Genomic DNA, 16,859 nt, shown 5'->3' on the forward strand with positions numbered 1-16,859 from the left:
GGGATTCCCTTAAATAGTCGCAATAAGACCAATCAATCGCAAGGGATTGACGCAATGTCAGGGCAAAATAGCGAAATTTCTAAAGCGTTTCGGCGGCAATCCGCTGCCACCGGCGCATTTTTGCACGAAACCAGCTGCGTTGACGCTTGGCAAATTGGCGGGTCGAGATGGTGGCAAGCGCGCGGGCCTGTTCAAGGGAAAGCTCACCGCGCAGATAGGCCACGAGTTCAGGCGCGCCGATTGCCTTGGAGGAGGGGCGCGCCGCATCCCAATCGGGCAGGTTGGCGCGGACCTCGTCAAGTGCGCCGCTCTCAAGCATCGCATCAAAGCGCCGCGCGATCCGGGCGTTAAGCCACTCCTTGCCGGCCTCGACCAGAAGCGGCTGACAGGCGTCAAGCGGCAAAAGCGGCGGCGGGGTGTCGTCCTGCCAGGCCGCCAGCCCGCGACCGGTGGCGTGCAATACCTCCCAGGCGCGTTGCACGCGCATCGGGTTGCGGGTGTCGATGCGGGCGAGCGTCTCAGGGTCAAGCGCGTCGATCAGGGCCTGCAACCCGTCGCGGGCCCGTATCTCATCGCCTCTCTGGCGCAGGTCGGGCGGGGTGGCCGGGATATCGGCCAGCCCGTCGGTCAGGGCGGCGAAATAAAGCCCGGTGCCGCCGACGATAACCGCCCGCTCCGGCCCTTGCAAAAACGGCGCCACATCGCGCAGCCAGTGACCGGCGGAATACTCCGCCGCTCCCGGTACATGGCCATAGAGCGCATGGCGCGCCTGCGATTCATCCGCGAGGCTGGGGCGCGCCGAAAGGATGCGCCAATTGTCATAGACCTGCAAGGCATCGGCATTGACAATCACGCCGCCCTGTTCGCGCGCGATAGCAAGCGCCAGGGCGGATTTTCCGCTCGCGGTTGGCCCGGCAATCAGCACCGGAAGCGTCGGATCAATGTCAAATGGCATGCCCATGCCCCCCGTTACCCAAGATCACGCGGCTTGACGAGGCGGATTTACGTCTTTTCGACGAACCCGCAGGTTTCTGCGATTGAACCTTCCGGACAATTACGACATTTTGCGCGCGATCACATAGACGTAGTGGAGTAACGCCAATGTCCGCCCCCCAAGATGCCAATGCCAAGTTCAGCCGCGTCATGCTCAAGATCTCTGGCGAGGCGTTGATGGGCGATCTTGGTTATGGGCTTCATCCGCCCACGGTCGAGCGGATCGCGCGCGAGGTCAAGATCGTGCATGATCTCGGGGTCGAGATTTGCATGGTCATCGGCGGCGGCAATATCTTTCGCGGCCTTCAGGGCAGCGCGCAGGGCATGGAGCGCACCACCGCCGATTACATGGGTATGCTTGCCACGGTGATGAACGCGCTTGCAATGCAAAGCGCGCTTGAAGGGCTTGGCGCGCATTGCCGGGTGATTTCGGCCATTCGCATGGATGAGGTCGCCGAACCCTATATTCGCCGCCGCGCCGTGCGCCACCTTGAGAAAAAGCGAATCTGCATTTTCGCGGCCGGCACCGGCAACCCCTATTTCACCACCGACACGGCGGCCACGCTGCGGGCCAATGAAATGGCCTGCGAGGCGATCCTGAAGGGCACCAAGGTGGATGGGGTCTATGACAAGGATCCGGTCAAGCACGCCGATGCCAAGCGCTATGACCGGGTAAGCTATGATGATGTGCTGGCCCAGCATCTTGGGGTGATGGATGCCAGCGCGATTGCCCTGGCGCGCGACAACAACCTGCCGATCATCGTCTTCAGCCTTGACGAGCCGGGGGGCTTCAAAGGCATCCTGGCAGGCGAGGGCACCTATACAACTGTGCATGGTTGACGTTAAACAGGGGCAACAGGGCGATTGCCGCAAGAAGGAAAGACAGAAAACATGTCCGATGACATCGAAATCGACACAGGCGATCTTACCCGCCGCATGGAGGGCGCGATTGCGGCGCTGAGAACCGAATTCGCATCGCTGCGCACCGGCCGCGCCTCGGCCTCGATGCTGGAGCCGGTGATGGTGGATGCCTACGGTCAAAAAACCCCGATCAACCAGGTCGGCACGGTCAATGTGCCCGAGCCGCGGATGGTGACGATCAACGTCTGGGACAAGGGCCTTGTCAACAAGGTCGAAAAGGCGATCCGCGAAAGCGGCCTTGGCATCAATCCCCAACTCAACGGCACCATCATCATGCTGCCGATCCCCGAGTTGAACGAGGAGCGCCGCAAGGAGCTGACCAAGGTCGCCTCGCAATATGCCGAACACGCCCGAGTCGCCGTGCGCAACGTCCGCCGCGACGGGATGGATCAGATCAAGAAAGCCAAGGCCGACAGCATGTCCGAAGATGACCAGAAATTCTGGGAATCCGAGGTTCAGGAGCTGACCGACCGCTATATCAAGGCAGTCGATGAGACGCTGGAAACCAAACAAGCGGAAATCATGCAGGTCTGAATGACAAAGGGCGCGCCCATGCCAGATAAACTCGTCAATGGCGACGGCCCGCGCCATGTGGCCATCATCATGGATGGCAATGGCCGGTGGGCACAGGCGCGTGGGCGCCCACGCCTGTTTGGCCACCATGCCGGTGCGCGCCGGGTGCGCGAAATCGTCAAGGCTTGTCCGTTTCTTGGGGTCAAGTATCTGACAATATTTGCTTTTTCGACCGAAAATTGGAAGCGGACCCAAACCGAAGTCGCCGGTCTCATGAGCCTGTTTCGCCGCTATATCATGAAGGAAATGCAGGAATTCGTTGCCGATAATGTGCAGGTTCGCTTTATCGGGGATCGCCCGCGTCTTGATCGCAAATTGCGCAACCTGATGGATGAGGCCGAGGCTATGACCGCCGGGTGTACCGGCACCAATCTGACCATCGCGCTCAATTACGGCGGTCGCGATGAGGTGTCGCGCGCCACCAAGCGGCTGGCGATGGATGTGGCCGAGGGCCGCCTTGATCCGGCGGATGTGGATGAAGAAACCCTGCCGAAATACCTTGATACCTGTGTGTTGCCCGACCCCGATCTGGTGATCCGCACCAGCGGCGAGGCCCGCATTTCGAATTTCCTGCTCTGGCAATCTGCCTATGCGGAGTATGAATTCATCGACACGCTCTGGCCTGATTTTACCCCCGATGTCTTTGCCAAACTGCTGGCGCACTATGGCACGCGCGACCGCCGCTTTGGCGCGGTGCCCGCATGAGTGGCAGCGCACAGTGGTCTGACCTTGCGCCACGGGTGATTTCCGGCATCTTGATGGCGGGCCTTGGCGCCGCGGTGATCTGGATCGGGGGGCTCGTGTTCTTTGCGCTGATCTCTGCGCTTGCCGGGCTTATGATGTGGGAGGCCGCGCGCATGTTCGACGCGCCCGATGCGCGGCGTTCCGGCGTGTTGGCCGCGCTTGCCGTTGGGCTTGCGATCTGGCTGCCGGGGCTGTTGGCATTGCCGTTGCTGTTGTCTGCCGTGGTTGTCGCCGCCACGTCCATCGAGCGTGAAAAGGGGCCGTTTTTCGCCCTCGCATTCTGGAGCTTGCTTGGCTGTTTCGCCATGGCGATGCTGCGCGAGGGTGCCGGGCTGATCTGGGTGATCTGGCTTGTTGCGGTGGTGGTTATCTCGGATGTGGCGGGCTATTTCGCCGGGCGAACCCTGGGGGGGGCCAAGTTCTGGCCGCGCTTCAGCCCCAAGAAAACCTGGTCGGGTACGATTGCCGGCTGGCTTGGGGCGGCGGTGATCGGGCTTTTGTTCATGGTGCCGACGGGGGCCGGGCTGGCGCTTGTGCCGGTGTCGGTACTGGTCGGCTTTGCCGGGCAGATGGGCGATATTGCCGAAAGCGCCGCCAAGCGCCTGCGCGGGATCAAGGACAGCTCTGGCCTTATTCCCGGCCATGGCGGGGTGCTGGACCGGTTTGATGCCATGCTCGGGGCCTCGGTTCTCGTGGTTATCCTCTGGGCGCTCAACCTGATGCCGGGGCTTGCATGAAGCGGGTTTCGATTTTGGGTGCAACCGGCTCTATCGGACAGAACACGATTGACCTGATCCGGCGTGCGCCCGACTATTTTGATGTGGTGGCGCTCACCGGCGGGCGCAATATCGCACAGCTTGCGGCGGATGCCGTGGCGCTTGGCGCCGATGTGGCGGTTACGGCCCATGACGATCTTTTGCCCGACCTGCGCGCCGCCCTTGCAGGCAGCGCCGTCGAGGCCGCCGCAGGGACGGCAGCCCTGAGCGAGGCCGCAAGCCGACCCGCCCATTGGGTGATGTCGGCGATTGTCGGCGCGGCGGGTCTGGCGCCAGGTCTGGCGGCGCTTGAACAGGGCGCGACCCTGGCGCTTGCCAACAAGGAATCGCTGGTCACCGCCGGGCCTTTGCTGATGCGCACCGCGCGCCTCAATCATGCCCGCATCCTGCCGGTCGATAGCGAGCATTCGGCGATTTTTCAGGCCATGGTCGGCGAGGATTCCGCCGCCGTGTCGCGGGTGATCATCACCGCCAGCGGCGGCGCCTTTCGCGACTGGCCGCTGGCCGATCTGGAATATGCGACCGTGGCCGAGGCGTCAAACCACCCCAATTGGGCGATGGGCCAGCGGATCACCATCGACAGCGCCTCGATGTTCAACAAGGCGCTGGAAATGATCGAAGCGCGCGAGTTTTTCGGCTTTACCCCCGCGCAGATCGAAGTGCTGATCCACCCGGAATCGGTGGTGCATGCGCTGGTCGGGTTCTGCGACGGCGGGCTTATGGCACATGTCGGCCCGCCCGACATGCGCCACGCCATCGGCTATGCCCTGCATTGGCCACAGCGTCAGACCCTGCCGGTCGAGGCGCTTGATCTGGCCGCCATCGGCACGCTGAACTTTCGCGCGCCCGACATGGCGCGCTATCCGGCGTTGCGTCTTGCCCGCGAAGTAATGGAGATGCGCGGGCTGAGCGGCGCGGTGTTCAACGCCGCCAAGGAGCGCGCGCTTGATCGCTTTATCGCCGGGCATATCGGATTTTGCGACATGAATGTGGTCGTCGAAGAGGTGCTGACGCGTCTGACGCGCGACCCGGCCGAAATGAATGCGACCCTGACCCTTGATTGCGTGTCCCGGATGGACCATCTGGCAAGACAGTGCGCCGATCAGGTTGTCACCGAGCGAAACAGTTAAGGATTACACGTGGATATTCTGACCCTCCTGCCGCAATTCGGGAATGCTTTCATGACCCTGGTCGCCTTTGTTGTGGCTCTTTCGGTGATCGTGGCGGTGCATGAATATGGCCACTACATCGTTGGCCGCTGGTCGGGGATCAAGGCCGAGGTGTTTTCACTCGGGTTTGGGCCGGTGCTGTTTTCGCGTATGGACCGGCACGGCACCCGCTGGCAATTGGCGGCGCTGCCGTTCGGCGGGTTCGTGAAATTCCTTGGCGATGCGGATGCCGCCAGCGGCAAGGATGCCGAGGCAATGGCGAACGTGGCCCCCGAACGTCTGCGCCAGACCATGCACGGGGCGCCGCTCTGGGCACGCGCGGCGACGGTGGCGGCGGGGCCGATCTTCAATTTCATCCTGTCAATCCTGGTGTTTTCCGCGATCATGATGACACAGGGCAAAACCGCCGATCCGCTGGCCGTGGGCGCGCTCAAGCCGCTTCCGGTGGCCGGTATCACCCTTGAAGAGGGCGACCGGATTCTGTCGATTGAAGGGATTGCGATGCCCGAGGTCGGCGAGGGCTTTGACGATCTTATCGACGCATTGCCGACGCGCGCCCTGCTTGACTATGAGGTCGAGCGCGAGGGCCGCCGCATGACCGCGCAGGGCCCGCATCTTATGCCGCCATTGATCAGCGGCCTGGCGCCGCAATCCTCGGCCTATGCCTCGGAGATGTTGCCGGGCGATGTGATCACCGCGATCAACGGCACGCCCGTGGTGGCCTTTGGCGAGTTGAAAGAGGTTGTCGAAAGCTCGAACGGAGCCGAGCTTGACCTGCAACTCTGGCGTCCGGATGGTGAGGTGTTCGACGTGGCCATAACCCCGCGCCGCGTGGATGAGCCGCAGCCCGAGGGCGGCTTCAGGACCGAATGGCGGATCGGCATCGCCGGTGGCCTGGCGTTCGAGCCGGCCAAGGAAACCCTTGGCCCGGTCGAGGCGGTGGGCAATGCGGTGGCTCAGACCGGCGGGATCATCCAAAGCTCGGTCTCGGGGCTTTATCACATGATCACCGGCGCGATCAGCAGCTGTAACATGTCCGGCCCCATCGGCATTGCTCAGGTTTCGGGCGCGATGGCAAGCCAGGGCCCCGAAAGCTTTATCTGGTTCATCGCGGTGCTTTCAACCGCTGTCGGTCTGTTGAACCTGTTTCCGGTGCCGGTGCTCGATGGCGGGCATCTGGTGTTTTATGCCTACGAGGCCGTCTCGGGGCGCCCGCCCAGTGACAAGGCGCTGCGGGTGTTCATGACCATCGGTCTGACGCTTGTGCTTGGGTTGATGCTATTTGCGCTGTTCAACGATATCTTTTGCCCCTGACGGCATCGCGCGGGGCAGGCGCGGCGCAGTGAGTATTTAGGGAAAGATGAAAGAGCGGGGCTGTTTTGAGGCCTCGGCTCTGGTATACCGGGGGCAATAAAAGACCGGGACCGGCGAATGGGCAGAGCAATGGCAAAATGGTTTGTGATCGTGGTGATGCTGTGCATGGCGCCGGGAGTGCACGCGCAGCAGCAGGGGTTTAGCGCCCTGGCGCGGATTGATCCCGAGGCAAGCACGCTTACCGATACGCGCCGGGGCCTGGAATTGCGTCTGACCCTCAGTCAGGGTGTGCCTTACCGGGTGTTCACGCTGGACGAGCCAGCCCGGCTGGTGCTGGATTTTCGCGAAATCGACTGGCAGGGGGTGAGTGGCGCGGCGTTTGCGCGCGCCGAGCGGGCCACCGCGGTGCGGCTTGGCCAGATCAGGCCCGGCTGGTCGCGCATGGTGGTTGATCTGGCGGGGCCGCATGTTCTTGGATCGGCGGGGCTTGAGGTGGACCGGGTGACCGGCGCGGGCAACTTGCGGGTGGTTCTTGGCGCGCCCGATGCCGAGGCCTTTGCCGCCCGTGCCGGGACGCCGGATTTGCCGGGCTGGGATTTGCCCAACCCCGAGGGCGCGCTTGTGGCGCCTGAGCGGCGTGTGCCCGGCGAGGGGCCGCTGTTCGTGGTGCTTGATCCGGGGCACGGCGGGATTGACCCCGGCGCGCAGTTTGGCGGGGTCACGGAAAAAGACCTGATGCTTCAATTCGCGCTGGAACTGAAAGAGGTTTTGTTGCGGGATGGGCGGTTTGACGTGGTTCTGACCCGCGACGCGGATGAATTCGTGCCGCTTGAGCGGCGCGTCGCGCTTGCGCATCAGGGGCGGGCGGATGTGTTTTTATCGCTGCATGCCGATGCCTTGTCAGGCGCACGCGCACGCGGGGCGTCGGTCTATACGCTGTCGGAGAGCGCATCGGATGAGGCAAGCGCGGCCCTGGCCGAGCGTCACAACCGTGCCGATATCCTTGCCGGTGTCGATCTGAGTGGCAAGGATGATGTGGTGGCCGATATCCTGATTGACCTTGCGCGACAGGAAACCCAACCGCGTGCCGAACGCCTTGCAAAGACGGTGCTGACCACACTCAAGGCGCAGGATCTGCCGCTATTGTCGCGGCCCCTGCGGCATGCGGGGTTCTCGGTGCTCAAGGCGCCGGATATTCCGTCGGTGCTGTTGGAGCTTGGGTTTTTATCCAGTGCGCGCGATCTTGAAAACCTGCGCGATCCGGCCTGGCGGGCGCGGATGGCGGGGGCGCTGCGCGATGCGATGCTGGTCTGGCGGCGTGAAGACGGCGCACGTGCCGGGCTGGTGCGGCAGTGAGCACCAAGCGAAAATTGGCGCAACGGCGGGAGTATTCCCTTTTGACCCGCGCGCACAGGGTGCCTATATGGAGCGCAACCAATATGCGGGGGCCGCGGTGCTGCGTGCGATTCTAAGCCTTTTCGGAACGATTTTCAGCCTGCTGACGCTTGCGGTCATGGTCGTGGCTCTTAGCATCGGCGCGATTTTCCACATCTATGGCAATGATCTGCCGAGCCATGAATCGCTGGCCAATTACACTCCGCCAACGATCAGCCGGATTTATTCGGGCGAGGGGCGCATCATTGACGAGTTTGCCCACGAGCGTCGCCTGTTCACCCCGGCCGAGGATATTCCTGATCTGATCAAACAGGCCTTCATCAGCGCCGAGGACAAGAATTTCTACACCCATGGCGGCTATGATGCGCGCGGGATCGCGGCGGCAATGGTCGAGGCGGTGCGCACGCGCGGGCGCACGGTGCGCGGCGCGTCGACCATCACCCAACAGGTTATGAAGAACTTTCTTTTGTCAGGCGATCGTCGACTTGAGCGCAAGATCAAGGAAATCATCCTTGCCACCCGGATCGAGGAAACCCTGAGCAAGGAGAAGATCCTTGAGCTTTATCTCAACGAGATTTTCCTTGGCCAGAACAGCTATGGCGTGGCGGCGGCGGCGCAGACCTATTTCAACAAGACGCTTGGTGAACTCTCCCCGCATGAGGCGGCGACGATTGCCTCTATGCCCAAGGCCCCGAGCGATTACCACCCGGTGCGCGAGAAAGAGCGGCTGTTGCAGCGGCGCAATTTCGTTCTGCGCGAGATGGCCGAAAACGGCTATATCTCGGATGAGGTTTACAAGACCGAGGTGGCCGCGCCCCTGCGCACTGTGCAGAACGGCGATTTTGAACCCTTCTCGGGCGACTTGCCGCCGCGCGATTACTTCACCGACGAAATCCGCCGCCAGCTCAGCCAGGACTTTGGCGAAGGCGAGTTTTTCACCGGCGGACTGAGCGTGCGCGCCACGATCGACCCTGAAATGCAGCTGCGCGCGGCGCAGGCGCTGCGGCGCCAACTTGAGAGCTATGATCGCGGGCGGGGCAGGTGGCGTGGCACCGGCCTTAGCCTGCCGGAAGAGGCGCTTGAGAGTGAGGCCAAGTGGCGCGAGGCGCTTGGGTCACTCGCGGTGGCGCGTGACATTGATCAGGGTGGCCAATGGTATCCGGCGGTGGTTCTTGAAACCGGCGATCAGCAGATGCGGATCGGCATCGAGGGCGTGCCCGAGACCGAGGCCGAACCGCAGATCGTGCCGCGCAAGGATATTGCCTGGCTTCCGGGGGATTTCAAAACGACCTTCAAGCGCGGCGATGTGGTGCATGTGCGCCGGATGACCGACGACGACACCGGCGCCTTTATCCGCTGGACCCTACGACAGGTGTCCGAGGTACAGGGCGGCTTTATGGCGATGGATGTGAATACCGGCCGCGTTCTGGCGATGCAGGGCGGGTTTTCCTATCAGACTTCGGTGTTCAACCGCGCCACGCAGGCGATGCGCCAGCCGGGATCAAGCTTCAAGCCCTTTGTTTATGCCGCCGCTCTCGACAGTGGCTATAGCCCGGCGACGATCGTGATCGACGCCCCGATCGAGATTGACACGCCGCAAGGGCTCTGGCGGCCGCGCAACTCATCCAACAAGTTTTATGGGCCCACCCCGTTGCGCACCGGGATCGAGCAATCGCGCAACCTGATGACCATCCGCTTGGCGCAAGAGGTGGGCATGGACGTGGTTGCGGATTATGCCGAACGCTTTGGTGTTTATGACGATATGGGCCAGTTTCTGGCCAACTCTCTGGGCTCGGAAGAAACCACCCTTTACAATATGGTGGCGGCCTATTCGATGTTTGCCAATGGCGGCGAGAGGGTACGCCCGACTCTGGTGGACCGGGTTCAGGATCGCTATGGCAAGACGATCTATCGCCATGACGAACGCGACTGTGTCGATTGCGATGATCCGACGCTGCCCGACAATCGCGGCCCGCGCATCCTGTCGGACCGTGAGCGGGTGATGGATGCGATCACCGCCTATCAGCTTACCTCGATGATGAAGGGCGTTGTCGATCGCGGCACGGCGTCTGGCGCGATCAACCTGCCGGTGCCAGTGGCGGGCAAGACCGGGACCACCAATGACGCGCGCGACGTCTGGTTCGTGGGCTTCACCAGCAATATCGCGGCCGGCTGTTATATCGGCCATGATCAGCCGCGCGGCCTAGGCCGGGGGGCTTATGGCGCATCGCTTTGTGGTCCGGTGTTTCAGGAGTTCATGGCCGAAGCGGTCAAGAAATACGGCGGCGGGCCGTTTCAGGTGCCCCCTGGCGGGCATTTCCTCAAGATCGACCGCTTTACCGGCGCGCGCCTGTCGGACGATGCCTCGGGCGCTTATGTGGTGGCGGAATATTTCCGCGATGGCGAAGAGCCGGTCTTTGGCATGATGTTCGATGGCGGCTTTGCCATGGGCAATGATCTTGATCTGTTCACCTCGGGATCGGGGGAAGCCGTGCAAGAGGTCACGACCTCGACCGGGGAAAAGGCCAAGGTCGGTGGCAAGGCCAGCTTCGGCTCGATGAGTTCGGGCGGGCTTTATTGACGCGACCGGTTGATTGCGACGCGCAAAGGGGCGGCTGATCTTGCCCGGCGCTGCGTGCTGCGCTATCACCCGCATCTGATCAGCCAAGGAAGCCCAAATGCGCGCGGAAACCCAGAACATTGTGTCCGAGATCGAAAAGTCGCTGGAGCTGTTGCGCCAGCGGATGGGCTGGGAAACCGTCCAGCACCGGCTTGAGGAATTCAATGCGCGGGTCGAGGACCCGACGCTTTGGGATGATCCGGCCAAGGCGCAAAAGCTGATGCGCGAGCGTCAGGCGCTTGTCGATGCTCTGGCGACCCATGACGAGATAAGCCAGGAACTGGCCGATAACACCGGGTTGATCGAACTTGGCGAGATGGAAGATGACGCCGAAGTCATCAGCGAGGCCGAATCGGCGCTCAAGGTACTGGCCAGGCGCGCCGCCGCCAAAGAGCTTGAGGCGCTGCTTGATGGCGAGGCGGATGCCAATGACACCTTTCTTGAGATCAACGCCGGGGCCGGGGGCACCGAGTCGTGTGACTGGGCCTCGATGCTGGCGCGGATGTATGTGCGGTGGGCCGAAAAGCGCGGCTATACGGTCGAGCTTCAATCCGAAAGTGCCGGCGACGAGGCGGGCATCAAATCGGCCGCCTACAAGATCAGCGGGCATAATGCCTATGGCTGGCTGAAATCGGAATCGGGCGTGCATCGCCTCGTGCGGATTTCGCCGTTTGATTCGGCGGCCAAGCGGCATACGTCATTCTGCTCGGTCTGGGTTTATCCGGTGGTTGACGACAATATCGAGATCGAGGTGAACCCGGCCGATATCCGGATTGACACCTATCGCAGTTCGGGCGCGGGCGGTCAGCACGTGAACACCACCGACTCGGCGGTGCGGATCACCCACCATCCCACCGGCATCGTGGTGACCAGTTCGGAAAAATCCCAGCACCAGAACCGCGATATCGCGATGAAAGCCCTGAAATCGCGGCTTTATCAGATGGAGCTTGACCGTCGCAATGCCGCCATCAACGCCGCCCATGACGCCAAGGGCGATGCCGGTTGGGGCAGCCAGATCCGGTCTTACGTGCTTCAGCCCTACCAGATGGTCAAGGATCTGCGCACCAACGTCGAAACCTCTGACACCAAGGGCGTGCTGGATGGCGATCTCGATCAGTTCATGGCCGCAACGCTTGCGATGGATGTCAGCGGCAAATCGCGTGCCGAGGCGCAGGGCGAGGGCTAGGGTTTTCCCGCAAAGGGTGTGTCGTGATGCGTCAAGGCACCGGCGCCGGACGCATTCTTTTGCCCCCTCGCCAAATCACGCGGTTGCACGTGGCGCGTGGCTATGGTCTGGCTGTGGGCATAGATATGAAAATTCCATGGGTTTTGGCGCTTTGGTGCTTCCAACCGGCGCGTTGAACGACTAGATAAAACCAGTGATATTGCCGGGGGCGTCAACCTGCCCCCGCGACAGGGAGAGATAGACATGCTGAACAATATTGGCCTTCCCGGCCTTCTTTTGATCGCCGTTGTGGTGCTGGTGCTTTTCGGGCGCGGCAAGATTTCGTCGCTGATGGGCGAAGTGGGCAAGGGCATCACCTCGTTCAAAAAGGGCGTCTCCGAGGGCACCAAAGAGCTTGAAGACGACGACAAAGATTCGGTCGAAACCGCGCGCGACGTGACGCCGGCCGACAAAAAAGACAAGGTCTGAACCCCATATGTTCGACCTGGGCTGGACCGAGCTGCTGCTGATAGGCATCGTGGCGTTGATCGTCGTGGGCCCGAAAGACCTGCCGGGCATGTTTCGTGCTGTCGGGAAGTTCATCGGCAAGGCCAAGGGCATGGCCCGCGAATTCAGCTCTGCCATGAATGATGCCGCCGAAGGCTCTGGGGTGGATGACATCAAGGAAACGCTGCGCAAGGCGGCCAATCCGATGAAAAGCGCGATGGATGAGGTGAAAAAGACCACCGACAGCGTGACCCGCGATCTGAAAGACAGCGCCAAACCGGTGCTGAGCGAAGAGCGTCAGTCGCAGGCCGACAAAATCCGCGACAAAGCCGCCGAGATGGCCAGCAGCCGCCAGGCCGCCGAGGCAGAAGCGGAAACCGCAAAGCCCGAGGCCGCCAAGCCAAAGCCGAAAGCCAAACCCGCGCCCAAAACAAAGCCCAAGCCAAAGGCCGCACCCAAGGCCAAACCCGCGCCGAAAGCCAAAGCGAGCCAGAAACAGAATGCCGGGGATAAGGCATGAGCGCCAGCAATGATATCGAAGAGAGTTCGGCCCCGCTGATTGAACATCTGGCGGAGTTGCGCACGCGACTGATCCATTCGGTCGTGGCCTTCATCATCGGCATGGTGATCTGCTTTACCGTGGCGACGCCGATCTTCAATTTCCTGACCGCGCCGCTCTGTTCGGTTCTGGCCGAGCGCGGACAGGACTGCGACCTGATCTTCATCAGCCCGCAAGAGGGTTTTTTTGTTGCCATCAAGGTTTCGCTTCTGGGCGGGTTTATTCTGGCGTTTCCCTATATCGCCAACCAGATGTGGCGGTTCGTGGCGCCGGGGCTTTATAAATCCGAGAAAGGCGCGTTTTTGCCGTTTCTGGTGGCCTCGCCCTTCATGTTCTTTCTTGGGGCGGCTTTTGCGTTTTATGTGGTCACACCGCTGGCCTATGACTTTTTCCTTGGCTTCCAACAATTTGGCGGCGAGGGCGAGGCGGTCGAAGGCGTCAAGGGCGCCGCGCCTCTTTCGGTTGTGTTTCAGGGCTCGGCCCAGGAATATCTTAACCTGACGATCAAATTCATCGTTGCCTTTGGCATGTGCTTTCAGCTTCCCGTTCTGCTGACGCTGATGGGCAAGGCCGGGCTGGTCAGTGCCGGCGGGCTGCGCAGCGTGCGCAAATATGCTGTGATTGCGATCCTGGTGCTCGCCGCGCTTGTGACCCCGCCGGATGTTGTGACCCAGGTGATCCTGTTTGTTGTTGTCTACGGTCTTTACGAGATCTCGATCCAGCTTGTTGGACGTGTCGAACGCAAGCGCGAAGCCGAGTTGCGCGCGCAGGGCCTCTGGGTGGACGACGATGAGGACGAGGATGACGATTTTGACCTTGATGATCCGCTGGCCGATGTGATCGCCGGGGATGAGGACGACAAAGGTAAAAGCTGAATGACCACCGACCCGATGGAACGTATTGCCGCCGCGCTGGAACGTATCAGCCCGGCGCCGATGGAGGCCCCCGATTTTGCGCGCGCCGACGCCTTTGTCTGGCATGTCAGCCCTGATCGTCTTGTGGCGGTGCCACGGGTCAACCGGGTCGAGATGCAGCTTCTGGTCGGGGTGGATCGTGCGCGCGACACATTGCTTGAGAACACGCTTCAGTTCGCCCGTGGCCTGCCGGCCAATAACGCGCTGCTGTGGGGCGCGCGCGGGATGGGCAAATCAAGCCTGGTGAAGGCGGTGCATGCGGCCGTGCTGGACGCGGGGCTTGACCTTAAGATCGTCGAGTTGCAGCGCGAGGATCTTCCATCGGTCAACCGTCTTCTGACGCTTCTGCGCGAGAGCGATCAGCGCTTTGTGCTGTTTTGCGATGACCTGTCGTTCAGCCATGACGACCAGCATTACAAATCCCTCAAGGCGGTGCTGGACGGCGGGATCGAGGGGCGGCCGGAGAATGTGGTGTTTTACGCCACCTCGAACCGGCGCCACCTTATGCCGCGTGACATGATCGAAAATGAGCGCTCGTCTGGCATCAACCCCTCCGAGGCGGTCGAGGAAAAGGTGTCGCTGTCGGATCGCTTCGGGCTTTGGCTTGGGTTTCATGCCTGTGATCAGGACCAGTATCTGGCGATGATCCGGGGCTATTGCGATGCGCATGGGGTTGAGATCGACGACGCCAGCCTGCGCGCCGAGGCAATCGAGTGGCAGGCAACACGCGGCGCGCGCTCGGGGCGGGTGGCCTGGCAGTATTTCACCGATCTGGCCGGACGGCGCGGCATTGCCGTTTAGAGGCCTCTGCGGCTTAAACAAACAGGGCGGCCCTCGGGCCGCGCAGGTCGTTTTGCGTTCGGGCCACGCAGGCCTTGGGGGCGTTGCCCCCAAACCCCCAGGATATTTTGAGCCAGAAGAATATGCAGGTCGCTTGGCCTGAAAAAAGGGTGCCGGATGGGGCGCCCTTTTGGGGTTGCGCAGGACCTAGCCGCTGATCGAGGCCTGGTGGATGTCGTCGATAGCTGCGGCGAGGGCGGCGTTGAACTCGGCATCGCTTTGTTTGGCCGAGAGGCCTTCGGTAAGCGCGCGGCTGAAGCTTGCGATGATGCCGGTGTTTTGCGCCAGGCGCGTGTTTGCCTCGTCGCGGCTATAACCGCCGGACAGCGCCACGACGCTTAGAACGCGCGGGTGCTTGACCAGAGGCGCGTAGAAGTTGGCGCTCTCGGGCAGGGTAAGTTTCAGCATCACCTGTTGATCATCGGGCAGGGCATCGAGATGTGTCAGCAATGCGCGCAGCAGCAGGGCTTCGGCCTCTGCCTTGTCTTTGATCGAGATCGTCACCTCGGGTTCGATGATCGGCATCAGGCCATGCCCGAGGATTTGTTTGGCGACCTCGAATTGCTGGGCGACGACGGCCTCGATCCCCGAAGGCGAGGCGGCATCAATCACCGAGCGCATCTTGGTGCCAAAGATTCCGGCGGTGCTTGCCCGTATCAGGAGGGCATCAAGCTCGGGCATCGGTTTCATCAGCTTGACGCCGTCCTCCGCCTCGGCCAGCCCTTTGTCGACTTTGAGAAAGGGCACGACGCCGCGCTCTTGCCAGAGGAATTGCGCCGAGGGTTTGCCGCCGATTTCGCGGTCCATGGTCATCTCGAAAAGGATCGCCCCAAGCACCTTGTCGCCGTTGAATGCCGGGGCCTGGGCGATGCGCGCGCGCATGGCGTGAACCAGATCGAACATCTCGGCCTCAGAGCCGTATTCGCTTTCCTCGATCCCGTAGAGGGCAAGCGCCTTGGGGGTCGAGCCGCCCGATTGGTCAAGGGCCGCGATAAAGCCCTGACCGCTGCGAATCTTGTCTGTCTGGCTGGTTTTCGTCATGTCCGGGGTCCCGCTTGATGATGTCACATTTGCTGGCGTTTCTAGGTGAGTGGTGGCTGGGGTGCAATGATGGTCGCGCTAACAGAAGGCGCGGCTCAGGCCTTGAGGGCGGCGACGCCGGGCAGGTCCTTGCCTTCCATCCATTCCAGGAAGGCGCCACCGGCGGTCGAGATATAGGTGAAATCATCCGCTGCACCGGCCTTGTTGAGGGCCGCAACCGTATCGCCGCCGCCTGCGACCGAGATCAGTTTGCCCTCGCGGCTCAGGCTTGCGGCGTGGCGCGCGGCGGCGTTGGTGGCGGCATCGAACGGCTCGATCTCAAAGGCGCCGAGGGGGCCGTTCCAGATCAGCGTCTTGGCATTGTCGAGCGCGGTGATGATGCGCGCCACGGCTTGCGGGCCCGCGTCAAGGATCATGGCACCTTGCGGGCAGGCATGGGCGCCGACCACCTCATGCGGCGCACCGGCGGCAAAGTCGCGTGCCACCACCACATCGGCAGGCAAGAGGATTTCACAGCCCGCCGCGCCGGCCTTGATCATGATCTCGCGGGCGGTGTCGGCCATGTCGTGTTCGCAAAGCGACTTGCCGACATTCAGCCCGATGGCCGCCAGGAAGGTATTGGCCATGCCGCCGCCGATCACGAGGCAATCGACCTTGCTTACCAGATTGCCGAGCAGGTCGAGTTTGGTCGAGACCTTGGCGCCGCCGACCACGGCCATGACCGGGCGCTTTGGGGTGCCAAGGGCGGCGTCAAGCGCCTGTAATTCGGCCTGCATCAACCGCCCGGCACAAGACGGCAGGTGGCGCGCAATCCCGGTGGTCGAGGCATGGGCGCGGTGGGCGGCGGAAAACGCATCGTTGCAATAAACATCGCCGAGCTGCGCCAGGCGGGTGGCAAAGTCGGGATCATTGGTTTCTTCGCCGGGATGAAAGCGGATGTTTTCCAGCAAGAGCACCTCGGAGGCGAGGGCTTCGTCGGTGAGGTTCTCGGCGCCTTCAAGGGTTTCGATCAGGCGTACCTTGCGCCCCAAAGCGGCCTCAAGCGCGGGCAGGGTGACGCGCAGCGACATATCGAGTACCACCTTGCCCTTGGGGCGACCGAAATGCGCCAGCAGGATCGGTTTGCCGCCCTTGGCGAGGATATCCTTGACGGTGGGCACGATCCGCTCGATCCGGGTTGCATCGCTCACATGGCCGTTTTCCACCGGCACGTTGATATCGACCCGCACCAGCACGCGTTTGCCGCTCAGATCCATGTCATCAAGGGTTTTCCAGCTCATGGCACGAGGCTCCTTCGTTTCTTTGGGTCTCTATTGGCGCGCAGGCCC

General features: G+C 62.1%; 16 protein-coding genes. 13 read left to right on the plus strand and 3 right to left on the minus strand.

Features of this window, described 5'->3' with window-relative positions; all coding sequences use genetic code 11:
* Positions 1 to 79: 79 nt before the first annotated feature.
* The gene (gene miaA, locus BMZ91_RS09925) at positions 80 to 961 is read right to left on the minus strand and encodes a tRNA (adenosine(37)-N6)-dimethylallyltransferase MiaA (protein WP_092837918.1); all 882 of its coding nucleotides are present in this window, start codon (positions 959 to 961) and stop codon (positions 80 to 82) included.
* Positions 962 to 1,101: 140 nt separating this feature from the next.
* On the opposite strand from miaA, the gene pyrH reads away from it, so the two are divergent.
* The 13 genes from pyrH to BMZ91_RS09990 all read left to right on the plus strand — a co-directional run bounded on the left by pyrH (position 1,102) and on the right by BMZ91_RS09990 (position 14,451).
* A complete protein-coding gene (pyrH, locus tag BMZ91_RS09930; RefSeq protein ID WP_092837921.1) occupies positions 1,102 to 1,833 on the plus strand; it encodes a UMP kinase in 732 nt (243 codons plus the stop codon).
* 51 nt (positions 1,834 to 1,884) lie between these two features.
* Complete coding sequence (frr, locus tag BMZ91_RS09935) at positions 1,885 to 2,448, plus strand: ribosome recycling factor (protein ID WP_092837924.1); 564 nt, start codon at positions 1,885 to 1,887, stop codon at positions 2,446 to 2,448.
* A complete protein-coding gene (locus BMZ91_RS09940; RefSeq protein WP_425441562.1) occupies positions 2,449 to 3,192 on the plus strand; it encodes an undecaprenyl pyrophosphate synthase in 744 nt (247 codons plus the stop codon).
* Positions 3,189 to 3,968: a phosphatidate cytidylyltransferase gene (locus BMZ91_RS09945; protein WP_092837926.1), complete on the plus strand. Its 780-nt coding sequence runs from the start codon at positions 3,189 to 3,191 to the stop codon at positions 3,966 to 3,968. Before BMZ91_RS09940 ends, BMZ91_RS09945 begins: the two co-directional genes overlap by 4 nt.
* Positions 3,965 to 5,137 (plus strand): 1-deoxy-D-xylulose-5-phosphate reductoisomerase, encoded by a 1,173-nt coding sequence (dxr, locus tag BMZ91_RS09950; RefSeq protein WP_092837928.1) that lies wholly within the window; start codon positions 3,965 to 3,967, stop codon positions 5,135 to 5,137. Before BMZ91_RS09945 ends, dxr begins: the two co-directional genes overlap by 4 nt.
* Before the next feature lie 9 nt (positions 5,138 to 5,146).
* A complete protein-coding gene (gene rseP, locus BMZ91_RS09955) occupies positions 5,147 to 6,490 on the plus strand; it encodes an RIP metalloprotease RseP (protein WP_092837931.1) in 1,344 nt (447 codons plus the stop codon).
* A 129-nt stretch (positions 6,491 to 6,619) separates the two neighbouring features.
* The gene (locus tag BMZ91_RS09960; RefSeq protein WP_092837934.1) at positions 6,620 to 7,846 is read left to right on the plus strand and encodes an N-acetylmuramoyl-L-alanine amidase; all 1,227 of its coding nucleotides are present in this window, start codon (positions 6,620 to 6,622) and stop codon (positions 7,844 to 7,846) included.
* A gap of 97 nt (positions 7,847 to 7,943) precedes the next feature.
* Positions 7,944 to 10,466: a penicillin-binding protein 1A gene (locus tag BMZ91_RS09965; protein WP_092838245.1), complete on the plus strand. Its 2,523-nt coding sequence runs from the start codon at positions 7,944 to 7,946 to the stop codon at positions 10,464 to 10,466.
* 97 nt (positions 10,467 to 10,563) lie between these two features.
* Positions 10,564 to 11,691 (plus strand): peptide chain release factor 2, encoded by a 1,128-nt coding sequence (prfB, locus tag BMZ91_RS09970; protein WP_092837937.1) that lies wholly within the window; start codon positions 10,564 to 10,566, stop codon positions 11,689 to 11,691.
* 243 nt (positions 11,692 to 11,934) lie between these two features.
* Positions 11,935 to 12,159, plus strand: coding sequence for a twin-arginine translocase TatA/TatE family subunit (locus BMZ91_RS09975; RefSeq protein WP_092837940.1), 225 nt, complete (start codon positions 11,935 to 11,937; stop codon positions 12,157 to 12,159).
* Between the two features lie 7 nt (positions 12,160 to 12,166).
* Positions 12,167 to 12,697, plus strand: coding sequence for a Sec-independent protein translocase protein TatB (tatB, locus tag BMZ91_RS21955; RefSeq protein ID WP_092837943.1), 531 nt, complete (start codon positions 12,167 to 12,169; stop codon positions 12,695 to 12,697).
* Positions 12,694 to 13,611 (plus strand): twin-arginine translocase subunit TatC, encoded by a 918-nt coding sequence (gene tatC, locus BMZ91_RS09985; protein ID WP_092837946.1) that lies wholly within the window; start codon positions 12,694 to 12,696, stop codon positions 13,609 to 13,611. The genes tatB and tatC overlap by 4 nt, the downstream gene beginning before the upstream one ends.
* A complete protein-coding gene (locus BMZ91_RS09990) occupies positions 13,612 to 14,451 on the plus strand; it encodes an ATP-binding protein (protein ID WP_092837949.1) in 840 nt (279 codons plus the stop codon).
* A 186-nt stretch (positions 14,452 to 14,637) separates the two neighbouring features.
* Here BMZ91_RS09990 and BMZ91_RS09995 read toward each other — a convergent pair whose 3' ends face one another.
* Positions 14,638 to 15,531 (minus strand): fructose bisphosphate aldolase, encoded by an 894-nt coding sequence (locus tag BMZ91_RS09995; RefSeq protein ID WP_092837952.1) that lies wholly within the window; start codon positions 15,529 to 15,531, stop codon positions 14,638 to 14,640.
* A gap of 95 nt (positions 15,532 to 15,626) precedes the next feature.
* On the minus strand, positions 15,627 to 16,811 hold the full coding sequence (locus BMZ91_RS10000) for a phosphoglycerate kinase (protein WP_092837955.1): 1,185 nt from the start codon (positions 16,809 to 16,811) through the stop codon (positions 15,627 to 15,629).
* Positions 16,812 to 16,859 lie beyond the last annotated feature (48 nt).

This window comes from Roseovarius lutimaris, from assembly GCF_900115165.1.
GTDB lineage: Bacteria > Pseudomonadota > Alphaproteobacteria > Rhodobacterales > Rhodobacteraceae > Roseovarius > Roseovarius lutimaris.